Origin of the sequence: Janibacter zhaoxuefangae, from assembly GCF_050271985.1 — a bacterium.
Lineage (GTDB): Bacteria > Actinomycetota > Actinomycetes > Actinomycetales > Dermatophilaceae.
Map to the genome: position 1 here is coordinate 2,442,480 of NZ_CP189849.1, position 16,264 is coordinate 2,458,743.

The following is a 16,264-nucleotide window of genomic DNA, read 5'->3' on the forward strand; positions in this document are numbered from 1 at the left end:
GCACGACGAAGGCGGGTCCGCACCGATCGGTGCGGACCCGCCTTCATCATTGCCGTTGGTCGCGTCAGCGTCCCTGGGAGGCGACGGCGGCCGCGGCCGCGGCGGCGGCCTCGGGGTCGAGGTACTCCGCCGGCTTCGTCGGCATGTGGTCGGCGCCGAGGTCGTAGACCAGCGGCTGGCCGGTGGGGATGTTGAGTGCGGCGATGTCCTCGTCACTGATCCCGTCGAGGTGCTTGACGAGGGCGCGCAGCGAGTTGCCGTGCGCGGTCACGAGCACCGTGCGACCGGCGTCGAGGTCCTCCTGGATCGGGCCCTCCCAGTAGGGCATGAGGCGGGCGATGACGTCCTTGAGGCACTCGGTGCTGGGCACGTCGATGCCCTCGTAGCGCGGGTCGCCCGCCTGGTCGAACTCCGAGCCGGGCTCGATCGCCGGCGGCGGGGTGTCGAAGGAACGACGCCACAGCATGAACTGCTCGTCGCCGTACTTCTCGCGGGTGGCCGCCTTGTCCAGACCCTGGAGGGCGCCGTAGTGGCGCTCGTTGAGGCGCCAGTCGCGGCGCACCGGGATCCAGTGCCGGTCGGCGGCGTCGAGCGCGAGGTTGGCCGTCGTGATGGCGCGACGCAGCACCGAAGTGTGGACGACGTCGGGCAGGACGCCGTGCTCACGGAGCAGTTCGCCGCCGTGGACGGCCTCGGCCCGACCCTGGTCGTTGAGGTCGACATCGACCCAGCCGGTGAAGAGGTTCTTGGCGTTCCACTCGGAGTGGCCGTGGCGCAGGAGGATCAGCGTGCTCATGGGGCGAGCCTAGTCGGACGGGAGCGCGTCGGGCGGGGTGTGGTCAGTGCTCGAGCAGGTGCCGGAAGGCCTCGAGGTTGCGCAGGGACTCACCGCGCGAGACCCGCCAGTCCCATTCCTTCTGCATCGACGTGAGGAAGCCCAGCGCCAGCAGTTCGTTGAAGGGTGCGTCCGCCGCCTCGAGGACCGCGCCGAGGATCCCGTCCACGGTCTCTTCGGACAGCGCGGCCGCGGGCACGCGGCCCGTCACGTAGACGTCGCCCGAGCCGTCGATGGCGTAGGCCAGGCCGGGCAGGCGCAGGTTTCGCCGCAGCAGGTGGCGGTAGAACGCCTCGTGGTTCTCGTCCGGGTTGCGGATGACGAAGGCGGACACCGAGAGCGCCTCGCGGCCGAGCACGAGCGACGTGACCGTCTTGAGTTTCTTCTCCCCCGGCAGGGTCACGACGTATTCGCCGTCCCGGGCGCCGGGCTCCCACTCGAGTTCGTTCGCTGCGAGGAAGGCCTCGACGGCGTTGGTCCTCGGGGGCAGCTGATCGGTGGTCATCCGGCGGTCCTCTCGATGGCGGTGCGACGTTCGGCCACGGCTCCCTCGTAGACCTCGAGGAGTCGATCTGCGGTGTGGTCCCAGCCGAAGGCGCGGGCCCGGCGGGCGGCCCGGAGGGACAGCTCCTGCCGTCGGTCGGGATCGTCGAGCAGGTCCTCGATGACGAGCGACCAGTCGTGCGGGTCGTGTCCGTCGACGAGGACGCCGGCGTCGCCCACCGCGGTCGGGAGGCCCCCGACGTCGGCCGCCACGACGACGGCGCCGCAGGCCTGCGCCTCGACGGCGACGAGGCCGAAGGACTCGCTGTAGGACGGCACCGTCACGATGTCCGCGGCGCGGTACCACTGCGCCAGGTCGGCGCGGCTCACCGGCGGCTCGAAGCGGACGTCGTCCGCCAGACCGAGCTGCTCCGTCAGGTCGGCGAGCGCCCGCGGCGCGGTGAGGCCGGACCCGCTGTTGCCGCCGAGCACCGCGACGACGAGGCGGCCCTTGAGCTCGGGTCGTCGCGCGAGCAGGTCGGCGGCGGCGCGCACGAGGACGTCGGGGGCCTTCAGCGGCTGGATCCGGCCGACGAAGAGGAGGAGCACGTCGTCCTCTCCGACGCCGACGGCGGCGCGGGCGGCCGCCTTCGGGCCGGGGTGGAAGACATCGAGGTCGACGCCCGGCGGGACGACGACGACCTTGTGCGGATCGGCGTCGTAGAGGTCGATGAGTTCGCGCGCCTCGGTGTCCGTGTTGGCGATCAGCCGGTCGGACGTCTCGACGACCTGGGCCTCGCCGATCTCACGACCGCGCGGCTCGGGCGCGTCCCCCTCGGCCAGGTGCAGGTTCTTCACCCGGGCCATCGTGTGCATGGTGTGCACGAGGGGCACCTGCCAACGCTCGGCGGCGAGCCAACCCACCTGACCCGAGAGCCAGTAGTGCGAGTGCACGACGTCGTAGTAGCCCTCGGGCGAGTGGGCCACCGTCCGCATCACGCCGGCCGCGAAGGCGCACAGCTGACCCACGAGGTCGGCCTTGTCGAGCCCCTCGTAGGGACCGGCCGTGACGTGCCGGACGGTGACGCCCGGGAAGAGCTCGACGTTCGTCGGGATCTCGTGGGTCGTGGTGCGGGTGAAGATCTCGACGTCGATGCCGCGGGCGGCGAGCTGCCTGGCCGACTCGACGACGTAGACGTTGAGTCCGCCGGCATCGCCCGTCCCGGGCTGGGCCAGCGGTGAGGTGTGCACACTCACCATGGCGACCCGCCGGATGGGGGTGTCCGGTGGCGTCGACGGCCGGGGGTGCTCGGTGCCATTCATCCGCGACAGTCTGACACTCGGGCCGGGCGGCCTTCGCCCTAGGCTCCTCCCGTGGCGAGCAGCAGACCGATCGGAGCGATCACGCGGGGGACGACGAACCCCAACCGGTTGCGCCGCGTCGACCGCTGGCTCACCGGCACGCAGGCCCCCCGACTCCGCTCCGCCGAGGCGCCGATCGTCGTCGACCTCGGCTTCGGGGCCTCCCCCATCACCGCGCTCGAGCTGCACGACCGGCTCCGGGCCGTGCGCGCCGACGTCCGCGTCGTCGGCTTGGAGATCGACCCGGCGCGCGTGGCCGCCGCCCGGCCGCTGACCCGCGACGGCCTCGACTTCGCCGTGGGCGGCTTCGAGGTCCCCCTGCCCGGAGGCGCCCGCGCCACGGTGGTGCGAGCGTTCAACGTCCTGCGTCAGTACGACGAAGAGGAGGTCGCCGACGCGTGGGCGACGATGCGGGGGCGGCTCGCGCCGCAGGGGCTGCTGATCGAGGGCACGTGCGACGAAGTGGGCCGGCTCGGGAGTTGGGTCGCCCTCGACGTCGACGGGCCGCTGACCCTGACCTGCGCGTGGCGGCTGCGTGGGCTGGAGCGCCCGTCGGTGGTGGCCGAGCGGCTGCCCAAGGCCCTCATCCATCGCAACGTCGAAGGCGAGCGAGTGCACCGGTTCCTGCGGGAGCTCGACGGCGCGTGGGAACGCTCTGCGGGCTTGGCCGGCTACGGGGTGCGGCAGCGGTTCCTCGCGACCGCCGAGGCGATGGCCGCCGCGGGCTGGCCGATCGTGGGCGGCCGCAGCCGGTGGCGCCTCGGTGAACTCACCGTGGCCTGGGACGCGGTGCGTCCGAGCTGATCACGACGGGAGCTGATCACGACGGGACCTGATCACACCGCGTACTGATCACACCGCAGGCGGGCCGGATCAGCGGGCGTAGTCGTCCTCGATGCGGACGATGTCGGACTCGTCGAAGGCGCCGAAGCCGATCTCGAGGACGCGGCCCGTCGCGGTGCCGGAGTTGCCCATGCGGTGCACGGAACCCACCGGCACCCAGACCTTCTCGCCCGGCTGCGCGGCCCAGGACTCGTCCCCGACGGTGACGTCGATCGGGACGTCCAGCACCTGCCAGAACTCGCTGCGGTGCCCATGCGTCTGGAGCGAGAGTCGGTGCCCCGGCTCGATGGTGACGATCTTGACGGTCACGTTCGCGTTGGAGACGAACTGCTCGAACGCTCCCCACGGTCGCTCGACGACGAAGATCTCGTCACGCGGATCGGCGACCTCGCCTCGCGCGGTGGTCTCGTCGATATGGTCGGTGCTCAACACGGTTCCCCTCAGTCCCTGACGTGTGCGCCCATCATGCCCGACGCCGTGCTCCGTCGGGGGCTCCGCGGGGGTGGGTCCGGTCACCACGGACCGTAGGGACCGTTGTGCGTCCCACGGCCCCGCACCTGGTGCAGCGCCGGCCGGACGTCGGCGAGGTAGACCGCCGCCACGACGACGGCGATGAGGCCGAAGAAGCTCAGCCGGGCGGAGATGCTGACGAAGCCGACGAGCGCGGCGATCCCCAGGAAGATGAGCCACCGCTGCTTGGTCTGCTTGCCGGCGGCTCGGAAGGCGTCCTCCCGCTCGCGGGCGGCGTCCACGAAGGCGAAGATCTCGACCCCGAAGGCGAGCAGGCTGAGGGCGAAGACGATCATTCCCTGGGCGGTGTCGAGCATGTACATGAGGACAGCCTAGGTGCGGTCCGGCACGTCGATGACGAGCGTCACCGGACCGTCGTTGACCAACTCCACCGCCATGTCCGCCCCGAACCGGCCCGTCTCCACGTGCAACCCCCGACCCCGCAGGGCCGTGACGAGCGCCTCGACGACGGGCTCGGCGACCTCGCGCGGCGCCGCGGCATTCCACGACGGCCGCCGCCCCTTCCGGATGTCGGCGTGGAGGGTGAACTGGCTGACGACGAGCACCGGCGCGCCGAGATCCGTGGCCGACCGCTCGCCCTCGAGGATGCGGAGCTCGGCGATCTTGCGCGCCGTCGTCTCGATCTCGGCCTCGCCGTCGTCGTGGGTCACACCGACGAGGGCCAGGAGCGCCGGCCCGTCGACGGCACCGACGACCTCACCGTCCACCGTCACGCTGGCCCGCGAGACACGTTGCAGGACCGTGCGCACGCCGCGTCAGACCCCGACCGCGACGACGCGACCCACCGGCTGCCCGTGCCCGAGCACCGGCACCTCGGACTGGTCCTCGAGGACCTGCGCCTCGACACCGATCCGGCGGAGGGCGGCCGCCATGATGACCGGACGGGCGCGCTGTCCGCCGGCGGAGATGCCCGCGCCACCATCGGCGACCTTGAGGGCGAGGCCGCGACCGTCGGCGAGGCCGACGGCGTAGACGGCCTCCGCGCCGTCCTTGGCGATGAGTCCGGGCACGCCGGAGATGAGCGCGGTGACGTCGCGTCCGGTGCCGCCGAGGAGCTCAGGGTGGCTGCGGATCGCGTCGGCGATGCGACCTTCCGGCGTCTCCGGGTCGGCCGCGGCGAGGGCGCCGAAGGCGCGCGCGAGCCCCGTGACCGAGACGGCCATGACGGGGGCGCCGCACCCGTCGACGGCGGTCGCCGCGACCGTCTCGCCGGTGACCTCCGCGAGGGTCGCCTCGATGGCGCGCTGGAGCGGGTGGTCGACGTCGAGGTAGTCGTGCGTCGACCAGCCGTTGATGACGCACGTCGCGAGCATCCCCGCGTGCTTGCCCGAGCAGTTCTGCCCGAGCGGGGAGGCGGGCAGGTCCTCACGGGTCCAGCGGGTGCGCTCGGCGGGGTCGAGCGGGAGGTCCGGGGTGTTGCGCAGGTCCGCCTCGCTCAGGCCAGCTCCGGCGAGGATCGATCGGACGCGGTCGAGGTGGGCCGGCTCGCCCGAGTGACTCGAGCAGACGAGCGCCAGCTGGTCGGGGGGCAGGTCGAGCCCGGCGCGGACCATGGCCAGAGCCTGGAGTGGCTTGTTGGTCGAGCGGGGGTAGATCGGCTCGCGGACGGCGCCGTGCGCGAACAGTTCAGCGCCGTCGGCGTCGAGGGCGACGAGGGTCGCGCGGTGGACGCACTCCACGAAGTCACCGCGGGTCACGTGCGCCAGGACGGGCGCATCGGCGACGGCGGCGAGGCCGAGCGGCGCGGACACGGAAGGGGTGTTGGAATCGCTCACGATCCGACCCTAGCGAGGACACACGCGGGGCCGGCCACCGCTGCTGCGGTGACCGGCCCCGGGTCGGTCCCCCGACGGCGCACCCCAGGAGGGGTGGCGCGCCGGTCAGGGTGCGGAGAAGGTGATCAGTCGCCGACCTTCTCGGCCGTCTTCTTGGCGGCGGCGGTGGACTTGGCCGCCGTCGTCTTGGCCGCGGTGGCCGTCTTCTTCGTCGCGGTGGCCGTCTTCGCGGCGGTCGTGCGAGCCGTCGTCGTGGTGCGCTTGGCGGCGGTGCGGGTGCGGCGGGCCGAGCCCTTGACCGCGGCGGTGGCGGTCTTGGCCTCGTCGGTCACGGAGTTGACGATCGCGTCGGCGGCCACGGTGGCCTCCTTGCGACCGGTGGTGACGGTGGCCTTGACGGAGCGCTCGAGCTCGTCGACCGACTTGCGGGTCGTCGTCACGAGGCCCTTGCCGAGGGCCAGCGTGGCCTCAACCTGAGCGACGAGGTCCTGGGTGGTCTTCTGGGTGCGGACGCGCTTGACGAGCTTCTCGCCGCGGGCGGTCAGGTCGGCGTAGGAGTCCTGCGCCTTCTTGGCGGCCTCGGTCGGAGCGGCCTGAGCCTGCTCGACGGCCTTGGTGACGCGGGCCGTGGCGAGCGTCGGGAGGGTGGTGACGTCGAAGGCGCGCACCTTGTTGGCGCGGGCGACGTACTCGTCGCGGGTGCGGGCGGCGGAGGCGCCGGCCTCGCGGACGCGCTCGACGGCGAGGTCGGTGACGCCGGCCGCGACGTAGAGCGGCTTGGCGTCGGCGACGGTCTTCTTGACGGTGGTGACGAGGGCCATGGTGACTCCTTGGTGTTGGTGTGGTGCTGAGGTGTGTGTGGTGCTGAGGTGTGGTGTGCTGCTGACGGAGGTGCGGGGCCTCAGGCCTTGGCCTGGGGTCCCTTCGTGCGGCTCGTGGTCCGGCGGGTGCGCGTGCCGGTGGGCTTGGACGATGCCGTGGGTGGCGCCGTCTCGGCGATCTCGGCGACCGGCGCCTGCGCCTCGCCGCGGACGGCCTCGGCACCGACGAAGGACTCGTAGATGTCGATGAGCGCCGACTTCTGTCGCGAGCTCAGTGCCGGGTCGGCCTTGATCGCGTCGCGAGTGCTCGGACGCTCGGTGGCGGCGTGGTCGATGGGGTCGAGCAGACCTGCCTGCACGTAGAGAGTCTCGGCCGAGATGTGCAGCGCCTTGGCGATCTGCTGGAGGATCTCGGCGCTCGGCCGCTTGACCCCCCGCTCGATCTGGGAGAGGTAGGGATTGGAAATGCCGGCCACCTCGGACAGTTGGCGCAGCGAGAGTTTCGACGACAATCGCTGCTCGCGCAGGTAGTCGCCGAGGTTGTTGCTGATGCCACCGAGGGGGTTGCTGACCATGACTCCATTGTGCTTGCTCTGGTTAGCAAAATGCAAACCGGGGCAAGCAACCGCCGGTGTGAGGTGCGTCGCTCAGCGGGTGCGGCGGTCCTTGATCGCGAGCAGGGCGCGCGCCTCGGTCGTCGACATCGGCGGCCGCTGCATCGTCGTCGCGAGGTCCGCCGCGCGCTCCACGAGCTCGCGGTTGTGGGTCACGGGCACCCCCTTCGCGAGGACGATGTTGTCCTCCATGCCGACGCGAAGGTGGCCGCCGGCACCGAGCGCCGTCGCGAGGATCGGGAGGTGAGTCCGCCCGATGCCGGTCGCGGCCCAGCTCGTCACCTCCGGGGGCAGTTGCTGGACTGCTGCCATGAGCGTCGTCGCGGTCCCGGCCATCCCGCCGGGGACCCCGGTGACGAAGTCGACGTGCACCGCGCCGCCGTACGGGAGTCCGTGGGTGTCGATGAGCCGCCGGAGGGTGGCGACGTGACCCAGGTCGAAGAGCTCGAACTCGGGGACGACCTCGCGCTCCCGGGCGAGGACGTAGAGGTCGGAGACGAAGCCCCACGGGTTGAGGAAGACGTCGTCGCCGAAGTTCGTCGTGCCGCACGTCAGGCTGCACGAGTCCGGGTCCGCGTCGAGGACGGTCATCCGCTGCTCGAGCGGGTCGTGCACGCTCCCGCCGGTCGACAGCTGGACGATCAGGTCGGTCGCCTCGCGGACGGCCTCGACGGTGGCGCGAAGGCGGCCGGCGTCGAGCGTGGGTCGATGGTCTGCGTCGCGGATGTGCAGGTGGATCATCGCCGCCCCCGCGGCCTCACAGGCCACCGCGGTTTCGACGACCTCCTCGAGCGTCGTCGGGAGCTGCGGGACGTCCCGCTTCGCGTGCTCGGCTCCCGTGGGGGCGACCGTGATGAGAGTGGCGACCATGGCGCCATTCTGGCAGGAAGATCTCCGGCCGGAGTGGCTCATCGACGTGAATCCTCCACTGCCGATGTCGGACGGTTCCGGCGCTGCGGGCCTCAGGGAGCGACGACGACGGTCTGTGCGGCCGCGACGCCCCCGGCGACCAGGTCGATGTCGACCGGGGTGTTGCGCTTGATGACGGCCAGGGCGATCGGGCCCTCCTCGTGGTGGCGCGCCACCGACGTCAGCCGACCGACCTCCTTCTCGCCGGCCATGACGGCCGCGCCGGGGTCGGGCAGCCCGTGACCGGACCCGTCCAGGTGGAGGAAGACGAGTCGCCGCGGCGGCCGCCCGAGGTTGTGCACCCGCGCGACGGTCTCCTGGCCGCGATAGCAGCCCTTGTGGAGGTGGACGGCACTGCGCAGCCAGTCGACCTCGTGCGGGATGGTGCGGTGGTCGGTCTCGAGGCCGAGCCGCGGACGCCACGCCTGGACCCGGAGCGTCTCTGCTGCCCACAGGCCAACAGGTGCACGGTCCCCCGCCGCCGCGAGGAGGTCGGCCCGGGGCACGATGACCTCGCGCCACGCGCGGTCCGCACCGGGGTGGCCCTCGAGGGGGCCGTAGAGGGCGGCGTCCCCCACGGGCGCCGGCCACGGGTCCACCCACGCCAGCCGCTCGCCGTCGAGAGACTCCGCGCGGCTGGCCTCGCCGAGCACCGCGAAGTCGGCCGTCACATCGGCCACCTCGACGCGCAGCATGAATCGCATCGACTCGAGCCACGCCACGAGCGCGGGTGACGTCCCCGGCTCCACGGTGATCCACGTCGTCTCGCCGTCGTCGACGACGTGCAGAGCGTGCTCGATGTGCCCCTTCGGGCTGAGGACCAGGGTCTCGGCGCTCGTGCGGGGCGCGAGGCCGGTGAGCGCCTGCGTCGTCATCGAGTGCAGCCAGCTGAGCCGGTCGGGACCAGTCACCGTGACGACGCCACGGTTACCGAGGTCGACGACACCCAACCCCTCGCTGAGCAGGCGCTGCTCGCGCAGGGGGTCGCCGTAGTGAGCCGCCACCCCGACGTCGCGACCGTCGCCGTCGACCGCCCCGGGCAGATCGAGGAACGGCGAACGCGTGCTGGTGCTGGTGGTCATCGGCTGGTCTCCATCGGATCGGTGGCCCCGTCGTGCGCGGGGTCGGGGCAGTCGGCGCAGAGGCCGTGCACTGCCATGTGGGTGAGGTCGGACCGGAAGCCCGTGAGGTCGGTGACCCGGGCGGTGAAGTCGTCGGCCACCTCGACCGAGCAGGTCCGGATGGCGCCGCAGGACCGGCAGACGAGGTGGATGTGCTCGGCGTGATCGGCGAGGTGATAGGTCGGGGCACCGTGGTCGAGGTGGGTGTGGGCGACGATGCCGCACTCCTCGAGGGACTCAAGGGCCCGATAGATCGTCGACGGTGGCAACGGCGTTCCACCGTCCTCGTTGACGACCCGCGTGACCTCCTCGGGCGTGCTGTGCGGGGCGGCATCCAGGGCGCTCAGGACGCGCCCCCGCTGCACCGTCATCCGCAGCCCGCGGGCGCGCAGACGGTCGACGAGGGTCTGCACGTCGGCCATGCGCCCAAATCTACGCTTCACAGGGAGGCCCGAGGTTCGCGCCCTATGATCGATGAGTGCTTGACGATCTGAGACAGGACAGTCCGCAGGATCAGGGCAGGCGCGGGGGGCAGGAACGCGGTGGTCACCGTCTGCGCCGCGTCCTCATCGCCCTGCTCGCCTTCGTGCTGCTCCTGGGGGTCGGCGCCTTCGGCTTCGCCACCTTCCTCTCGCAGCGCGCGGACGACAACCTCACCCGGGAATCCCTGCTGCCCGGGGACTCCGCCGGGGCCGACGGAGGTGCCGGCCCGAGCGGCAGCGACCCGAACGCGGTCCCCGAGCTGAAGCTGACCGACAAGGACAAGAAGGCCGTGACCTGGCCGGCCCGCGCACTCGTGTCCGGCAAGGGCGAGAACTACCTCGTCATCGGTTCCGACGCCCGCCCGGGCGAGACCGTGAGCCGCTCCGACGTCATCGTCCTGGCCCACGTCGCCGCGGACCACTCGCGCGTCGACCTCATCCACTTCCCCCGCGACCTCTACGTGCCGATCCGCGGGCACGGTCAGGACAAGATCAACGCGGCCTACGCGTACGGCGGCGCGCCGCTGCTCGTGACGACGCTGCAGGACCTCGTCGGTGTCAAGATCGACCACGTCGCGAAGGTCGACTTCGAGGGCTTCAAGAACATGACCGACGCCGTCGGCGGCGTCCGGGTCTACGCCGAGGAGGCCAGCAACGGGTCGGGCAACGGTGGACCGGTCGTCATCAAGCAGGGCTGGAACGACCTCGACGGGGAGCAGGCGCTCGCCTTCGTTCGCGAGCGCTACCAGCTCAGCGAGGGCGACATCTCGCGCGGCCGCCGCCAGCAGGCCTTCATCAAGGCCCTCATGCTCAAGACGCTGCAGCCCGAGGTCATCGCGAACCCCGTGAAGCTGACCGGATTCCTCGACGCCGCCACCCAGAACACGGTGGTCGACCAGGACTTCACCATGGGCGAGATGCGCTCACGGCTGCTGGCCCTGCGGAGTGTGCGGAGCGACGACATCCACTTCATCACGGCCCCGTTCTCGGGCTTCGGGATGACCTCGGGTGGTGCCTCGATCGACATCCTCGACGTCAACGGAATGCTCAACCTGTCGAGCGCGCTCAGGTCTGACGACATGGGCTCCTTCCAAGGCTGAGACTCAGCCGAGCCCCGTCACTCGACGCGCTTGAGCTCCGCGGAGACGTGCGACTGCAGCGGCTGACCAACGGCCGACATGTCCATGACCCACAGCAGGTTCGAGTTCACGAGGCCGTACATGCGCGCCGCCGACGTGTACTCCTTCGCGTGCGGGCTGCGCATGACGCCGTCGGTGCGCAACTCGATCTTCGCGGGGGACGTCGTCCCCACGTACATCTCGACGATGCCCGTCGGGTGGGTCAGGAGGAACTCGACCTCGTTGTCCGGCAGCGGGCGCCAGAAGCCCAGCTCGGTCGCGAGCGGACGCACCTTCTCCCCCGCCTCGTCGAGGAGCCACGTGCGGGACTCCCAGCGCAGGAACGGGCGGCCGTCGTGGCTGACCTCGATCTCCTGGCCGAAGTTCGCCGACTCGATCGTGGGGTAGCCCACGACGCCGGCGCCCTCCCAGCGGCCGATCAGCCAGGCAAGGGGGGCGAGGTCACGGGGCAGGTCGATGTCGAGGTTGAACACGCGCCGATCGTACCGGCGTTCAGCCGACGAGGATGCGGGCCACCGTGTAGACGAGGCCACCCACGACGAGCACCGACGCCGCGGCGGACGTGAGTTGCCCCTGGACCGACGAGATGCCGGGCAGCACCGCGAGCACCCGACGGAGGGCGTGACTCGTGCCCGCGCAGATCACGCCCATGAGCAGCGGCCAGGCGGCCAGGCCGCCGAGCGCGGCCGCGAGGGCCAGGGCGGAGAGGCCTCCGACGAGCATGCTGAGCGGCATCAGCCAGGCGGTCCGACGAGGCGGCCCGACGAGCAGATCCACGACGGCGGCGATCCCGACGGCGCCCAGACCCACCGTTGCGGGCTCCGCGCCGGCGACGCTGTCGGTGAGCGGCAGGAGACAGACGCCGGATGCCAACAGGGCCAGACCGAAGGCGCTCGTGGCGATGGACTGGCTCAGGCGTGCGCGCCCGTCCTTGCGGACGAGCTGGTGGAGGAAGGTCGCGATGATGCCGACGGCCAGGGCGGTCGGCACCTGCTCCAGCCACGGCTCCCCGTCTCGGCCGAGGACCGCGACGAGCAGTGCCGCGAGCGAGACGACGAGGACGATCGCGCCGCCACGCGCGCTCGGTGCGTCCAGCAGGGTGTGCCAACCGCGGATGACGACGAGGCCGAGGAAGGCGATCGCCGCGGCGAGGACGAGCCGGCTGTCGCCGTAGGCCGCGAGCGCCGCGAGTCCGGCGAAGGCCGCCGTTGCGCCGGCCGCGACGGGACGTCGGACGGTCGCCAGCGCCGGGAGCACGGTGGTCACGCTCGAGCGCGCCGCGTCCCGAGCGGCACGCCGGGCGGCGCGCGTCTCGGGGACGGGGTCAGGTGTGTCGGCCACGGCGCGACTGTATCCAACGGGCCGACGTCGATGTGGGTCCCGGCCGCCCGTCCGCCACTCGCGAGTGCAGATCGTGGGCGAGGGCGCCGAGGGCCGCGGCCGTGCACCTACTCTGGACCCCATGGCCCGTCTGCTCCTCCTGACGCAGGCCCTGGCACCAAGCGCCGAGGTCCTGCCGGCCCTCGGGCTGCTCGCACACCAGGTGCGCACGCTGCCGGCCGAGGCGTCGGTGCTCGTGGACGCACCCGAGTGCGACGTGATCCTCGTGGATGCCCGCCGCGAGCTCTTCCAGGCGAAGTCCCTGTGCCGCGTCATCCACGCGACGGGAGCCGTGGCGCCGGTCATCGTCATCGTCACCGAGGGCGGCCTGGCCGCGCTCAACGGTGAGTGGGGTGTCGACGACGTCGTCCTCGAGAGCGCCGGCCCGGGAGAGGTCGAAGCGCGGATCCGACTCGCGCGCGCGCGCTTCGCCCAGCCGGACGACGAGGACCCGACCATCCGGCACGGAGCCATCGCGATCGACGAGTCGAGCTACTCGGCCCGCCTCAGTGGTCGGCACCTCGACCTGACCTACAAGGAGTTCGAGCTGCTCAAGCACCTCGTGCTGCACCCGGGCCGCGTCTTCACCCGCGCCCAGCTGCTGCAGGAGGTCTGGGGCTACGACTACTACGGCGGCACGCGCACCGTCGACGTGCACGTCCGGCGCCTGCGCGCCAAGCTCGGGACGGACCACGAGACGCTCATCGGGACCGTCCGCAACGTCGGCTACCGTTTCGTCCCCGAGCACGACGAGGTCGATGAGGCGGTGGGCGCGGGTGCGTGAGGACGTCGAGGCACTCATCGCCGAGGCGGAATCGACCGACGGGGTCGCACCGCTGTCCGAACAGTTCCTCCTCGCCCTCGCGCGGGACGGGTCCGCCACCGCACCGAAGGGGGCGGACGGCACCCGGCACGTCACCGAGCGGGAGAGCGACACTCTCGTCGGCTACGCGCAGGTGGCCGCGGACGGGTCCGCCGAACTCGTCGTGGCCCCCGCACATCGCCGGCGCGGCCACGGCCGCGCCTTGGCGCAGACCGTGCTGACCGACACCCCCGACGCCCGCTTCTGGGCCCACGGCGACCTGCCCGCCGCTCGGGCGCTCGCCGCCGATCTGGGACTCGAGGTCGTCCGGGAACTGCACCGCATGGCCCGACCGCTCACTCCCGAGGACGCCGCGGCGCCCACCTTCCCCGACGGCTACCGGCTGCGCACCTTCGTGCCCGGGCAGGACGAGGACGACTGGATCGCGCTCAACGCGGCCGCCTTCGCCGACCACCCCGAGCAGGGGTCGGTCGATCGCGCGGGGCTCGCCGAGCGGATGGCGCAGCCGTGGTTCGACTCGGCTGGCTTCTTCCTCCTCGAGGACGTGCGCGGGCCGGACGGTCCGCGGCTGGCCGGCTTTCACTGGACGAAGGTCGACCCGGCCGAGCGTGCCTCGCACGACAGTTCCCTCGGCGCCGGGGAGGTCTACGTCGTCGGCGTCCACCCGGATCACCAGGGTCGAGGGCTCGCCGGCCCCCTCACCGCGGCCGGCACGAGCCACCTCGCCCGGGCGGGCCTGGGCGAGGTCGTGCTCTACGTCGATGGTGACAACACCCGCGCGCTCGCGACGTACCGACGGGCGGGGTTCCACTCCGCGGCGGTCGATGTGATGTATTCACCTCGGATTCACCCACCGCTGGAAGGATGACGCGCATGTCCGTGCAGGAGTCGATCGAGGATCACCAGCCCACCGACGTGTCCATCGCCAGCGCCTCGGCGAGCGAGACGCGCGTCCCGGCACGCGACAACCACGGCCGGTTCACTCGCGCCGTGCCCGCGCCGGCCGTCGTCGGGCCGGACGGCCTCCCCACGGACCGATTCCTCGACCGTGAGATCTCGTGGCTGCAGTTCAACGAGCGAGTGCTCCAGCTCGCGGCGGACGAGCGTCTGCCGCTGCTCGAGCGCGCCCGCTTCCTCGCGATCTTCACGAGCAACCTCGACGAGTTCTTCATGGTGCGCGTCGCTGGTCTCAAGCGCCGCATCGCCACGGGCATCGCCATGCGGGCCTCCTCCGGTCTCGAGCCGGGCGAGGTTCTCGAGCAGATCTCCCTCGTCACCCACGACCTGCTGCAGATCCAGTCGCGGATCTTCCACGAGCAGGTGCGACCGGGCCTTGAGGAGCAGGGCATCAGCATCGTCCGCTGGGACGAACTGGCCCCCGACGAGCAGCAGCGGCTCGGCGAGCTCTACACCCGCTCGATCTTCCCCGTGCTCACCCCGCTCGCGGTGGACCCGGCACACCCCTTCCCCTACATCTCCGGCCTCTCACTCAACCTGGCCGTGCTCCTCATCAACCCCAAGACGGGCAAGGAGCACTTCGCGCGCGTCAAGGTGCCGCCGTCGCTGCCGCGGTTCCTCAAGATCGAGTCCTCCACGCCGAGCGCCACCTCCGACCTCTTCGAGACCCGTTTCGTCCCCCTCGAGGACGTCATCTCGAGCCACCTCGACCAGCTCTTCCCGGGCATGGAGGTGCACGAGCACTACACCTTCCGCGTGACCCGCAACGAAGACCTTGAGGTCGAAGAGGACGACAACGAAAACCTCCTGACCGCCCTCGAGCGCGAGCTCACCCGGCGCCGCTTCGGCCCCCCGGTCCGCCTCGAGGTCGACGAGGCCATGGACGACCACGTCATGGACCTGCTCGTCCGCGAGCTCGGCGTCCACGAGCAGGAGGTCTACCGCCTCCCGGCGCCACTCGACCTTCGCGGCCTCAACGTCATCGCCGACGTCGCCCGGTCGGACCTGCACTACGACGCGTTCGTCGCGCGCACCAACGCCGACCTCGCGCCGACGGAGTCGGCCAAGCCCCGCGACATCCTCGCGAAGGTCGCCCGCCAGGACGTGCTCCTGCAGCACCCCTACGACTCGTTCAGCACGTCGGTGCAGGCCTTCATCGAGCAGGCCGCGCAGGACCCGAAGGTGCTCGCCATCAAGCAGACGCTCTATCGGACGAGCGGCGACTCACCCATCGTCGACGCGCTGATCGACGCCGCCGAGGCCGGCAAGCAGGTCCTCGCCGTCGTGGAGATCAAGGCGCGCTTCGACGAACAGAACAACATCGACTGGGCTCGCAAACTCGAGCACGCGGGCGTGCACGTGGTCTATGGGATCGTCGGCCTCAAGACGCACGCCAAGCTGTGCCTCGTCGTGCGCCAGGAGCCTGAGGGGCTCAAGCGCTACTGCCACGTCGGCACCGGCAACTACAACCCGAAGACGGCCCGGCTCTATGAGGACCTCGGGCTGCTCACGTCCGACCCCGACGTCGGCGAGGACCTGACCAAGCTCTTCAACCAGCTCTCGGGCCTGGCACCGCGCCAGAAGTTCACCCGGCTGCTCGTCGCCCCGCGCTCGGTCCGCTCCGGGCTCATCGAGCGCATCGAGGCGCAGGCGGCGAAGGGTGCCGACGGCTACATCGGCATCAAGGTCAACTCGATCGTCGACGAGGCGCTCATCGACGCGCTGTACCGCGCGTCCCGCGCCGGCACGCCGGTGGACGTCTTCGTCCGGGGCATCTGCGCCATCCGTCCCGGGGTGGAAGGGCTGTCGGAGACGATCCGAGTCCACTCGGTCCTCGGCCGCTTCCTCGAGCACTCGCGCGTGTTCCTCTTCGGCCGGGGGCCGGACGCAGAGGCATGGATCGGCAGCGCGGACATGATGCACCGCAACCTCGATCGCCGCGTCGAGGCCCTCGTGCGCCTCAAGGATGCGCGCCACATCCGCGACACGCAGCAGGTCATCGAGTCGGCCATGTCCGGCGACTACGCCCACTGGAGCCTCTCGGGCGACGGACGGTGGACCCGCAAGCACCTCGATGCCAACGGCGAGCCGCTCCCCCACACGCAGGACGCGCTCATCGACCTGCACGCCAAGCGTCGCCGCAAGGCCCGCCGGTGACCTGCTCCTCGGCGCGCTCCGCAACCCCGAGC

The 16,264-nt window shown here is 71.5% G+C and carries 19 protein-coding genes; 5 read left to right on the top strand and 14 right to left on the bottom strand.

Annotated elements, in window-relative coordinates; genetic code table 11:
• Positions 1 to 64 precede the first annotated feature (64 nt).
• Genes ACQBAS_RS11425 through mshA form a run of 3 tightly spaced genes read right to left on the bottom strand, consistent with a single transcriptional unit; the run spans position 65 to position 2,641 of the window.
• Complete coding sequence (locus tag ACQBAS_RS11425; RefSeq protein ID WP_427383931.1) at positions 65 to 796, bottom strand: phosphoglyceromutase; 732 nt, start codon at positions 794 to 796, stop codon at positions 65 to 67.
• Positions 797 to 839: 43 nt separating this feature from the next.
• Positions 840 to 1,340 carry a YbjN domain-containing protein gene (locus ACQBAS_RS11430; RefSeq protein ID WP_427383932.1) on the bottom strand — a complete coding sequence of 167 codons (501 nt, stop codon included), beginning with the start codon at positions 1,338 to 1,340 and terminating at the stop codon, positions 840 to 842.
• Positions 1,337 to 2,641: a D-inositol-3-phosphate glycosyltransferase gene (gene mshA / locus ACQBAS_RS11435; protein ID WP_427383933.1), complete on the bottom strand. Its 1,305-nt coding sequence runs from the start codon at positions 2,639 to 2,641 to the stop codon at positions 1,337 to 1,339. Before mshA ends, ACQBAS_RS11430 begins: the two co-directional genes overlap by 4 nt.
• A 51-nt stretch (positions 2,642 to 2,692) precedes the next feature.
• Between mshA and ACQBAS_RS11440 the strand changes: the two genes are divergently transcribed.
• Positions 2,693 to 3,484, top strand: coding sequence for a class I SAM-dependent methyltransferase (locus tag ACQBAS_RS11440; RefSeq protein ID WP_427383934.1), 792 nt, complete (start codon positions 2,693 to 2,695; stop codon positions 3,482 to 3,484).
• A 69-nt stretch (positions 3,485 to 3,553) separates the two neighbouring features.
• On the opposite strand, the gene ACQBAS_RS11445 is transcribed toward ACQBAS_RS11440, so the two are convergent.
• From ACQBAS_RS11445 to ACQBAS_RS11485, 9 genes are all read right to left on the bottom strand, one after another.
• On the bottom strand, positions 3,554 to 3,952 hold the full coding sequence (locus tag ACQBAS_RS11445) for a phosphomannose isomerase type II C-terminal cupin domain (protein WP_427383935.1): 399 nt from the start codon (positions 3,950 to 3,952) through the stop codon (positions 3,554 to 3,556).
• 83 nt (positions 3,953 to 4,035) lie between these two features.
• Positions 4,036 to 4,356 carry a DUF2516 family protein gene (locus ACQBAS_RS11450; protein ID WP_427383936.1) on the bottom strand — a complete coding sequence of 107 codons (321 nt, stop codon included), beginning with the start codon at positions 4,354 to 4,356 and terminating at the stop codon, positions 4,036 to 4,038.
• 9 nt (positions 4,357 to 4,365) lie between these two features.
• Entirely contained in the window at positions 4,366 to 4,803 is a 438-nt protein-coding gene (gene dtd / locus ACQBAS_RS11455) for a D-aminoacyl-tRNA deacylase (protein WP_427383937.1), read from the bottom strand.
• A gap of 6 nt (positions 4,804 to 4,809) precedes the next feature.
• Complete coding sequence (locus ACQBAS_RS11460) at positions 4,810 to 5,829, bottom strand: asparaginase (protein WP_427383938.1); 1,020 nt, start codon at positions 5,827 to 5,829, stop codon at positions 4,810 to 4,812.
• 125 nt (positions 5,830 to 5,954) lie between these two features.
• Positions 5,955 to 6,650, bottom strand: coding sequence for a hypothetical protein (locus tag ACQBAS_RS11465; protein WP_427383939.1), 696 nt, complete (start codon positions 6,648 to 6,650; stop codon positions 5,955 to 5,957).
• A gap of 80 nt (positions 6,651 to 6,730) precedes the next feature.
• Positions 6,731 to 7,225, bottom strand: coding sequence for a helix-turn-helix domain-containing protein (locus ACQBAS_RS11470; protein WP_427383940.1), 495 nt, complete (start codon positions 7,223 to 7,225; stop codon positions 6,731 to 6,733).
• A gap of 72 nt (positions 7,226 to 7,297) precedes the next feature.
• The gene (locus ACQBAS_RS11475) at positions 7,298 to 8,134 is read right to left on the bottom strand and encodes a 3-keto-5-aminohexanoate cleavage protein (RefSeq protein ID WP_427383941.1); all 837 of its coding nucleotides are present in this window, start codon (positions 8,132 to 8,134) and stop codon (positions 7,298 to 7,300) included.
• Positions 8,135 to 8,226: 92 nt separating this feature from the next.
• Positions 8,227 to 9,255: a YgfZ/GcvT domain-containing protein gene (locus ACQBAS_RS11480; RefSeq protein WP_427383942.1), complete on the bottom strand. Its 1,029-nt coding sequence runs from the start codon at positions 9,253 to 9,255 to the stop codon at positions 8,227 to 8,229.
• A complete protein-coding gene (locus ACQBAS_RS11485; protein ID WP_427383943.1) occupies positions 9,252 to 9,716 on the bottom strand; it encodes a Fur family transcriptional regulator in 465 nt (154 codons plus the stop codon). The genes ACQBAS_RS11480 and ACQBAS_RS11485 overlap by 4 nt, the downstream gene beginning before the upstream one ends.
• A gap of 56 nt (positions 9,717 to 9,772) precedes the next feature.
• Here ACQBAS_RS11485 and ACQBAS_RS11490 point away from each other — a divergent pair, with 56 nt between their 5' ends.
• A complete protein-coding gene (locus ACQBAS_RS11490; RefSeq protein WP_427383944.1) occupies positions 9,773 to 10,876 on the top strand; it encodes an LCP family protein in 1,104 nt (367 codons plus the stop codon).
• 17 nt (positions 10,877 to 10,893) lie between these two features.
• Here the strand turns inward: ACQBAS_RS11490 and ACQBAS_RS11495 are convergent, their stop codons facing one another.
• Together ACQBAS_RS11495 and ACQBAS_RS11500 are read right to left on the bottom strand one after the other, a co-directional pair.
• On the bottom strand, positions 10,894 to 11,388 hold the full coding sequence (locus ACQBAS_RS11495; RefSeq protein WP_427383945.1) for an FABP family protein: 495 nt from the start codon (positions 11,386 to 11,388) through the stop codon (positions 10,894 to 10,896).
• Between the two features lie 19 nt (positions 11,389 to 11,407).
• Positions 11,408 to 12,256: a hypothetical protein gene (locus tag ACQBAS_RS11500; RefSeq protein WP_427383946.1), complete on the bottom strand. Its 849-nt coding sequence runs from the start codon at positions 12,254 to 12,256 to the stop codon at positions 11,408 to 11,410.
• Between the two features lie 121 nt (positions 12,257 to 12,377).
• Here ACQBAS_RS11500 and ACQBAS_RS11505 point away from each other — a divergent pair, with 121 nt between their 5' ends.
• From ACQBAS_RS11505 to ACQBAS_RS11515, 3 genes are read left to right on the top strand one after another with little or no spacing between them, the layout of a single operon-like run.
• Positions 12,378 to 13,079, top strand: coding sequence for a response regulator transcription factor (locus tag ACQBAS_RS11505; protein ID WP_427383947.1), 702 nt, complete (start codon positions 12,378 to 12,380; stop codon positions 13,077 to 13,079).
• Positions 13,054 to 13,986 (top strand): mycothiol synthase, encoded by a 933-nt coding sequence (gene mshD, locus ACQBAS_RS11510; protein ID WP_427383948.1) that lies wholly within the window; start codon positions 13,054 to 13,056, stop codon positions 13,984 to 13,986. The genes ACQBAS_RS11505 and mshD overlap by 26 nt, the downstream gene beginning before the upstream one ends.
• Before the next feature lie 5 nt (positions 13,987 to 13,991).
• Positions 13,992 to 16,232, top strand: a complete 2,241-nt coding sequence (locus tag ACQBAS_RS11515; RefSeq protein ID WP_427383949.1) for an RNA degradosome polyphosphate kinase — start codon at positions 13,992 to 13,994, stop codon at positions 16,230 to 16,232.
• Positions 16,233 to 16,264: the final 32 nt, after the last annotated feature.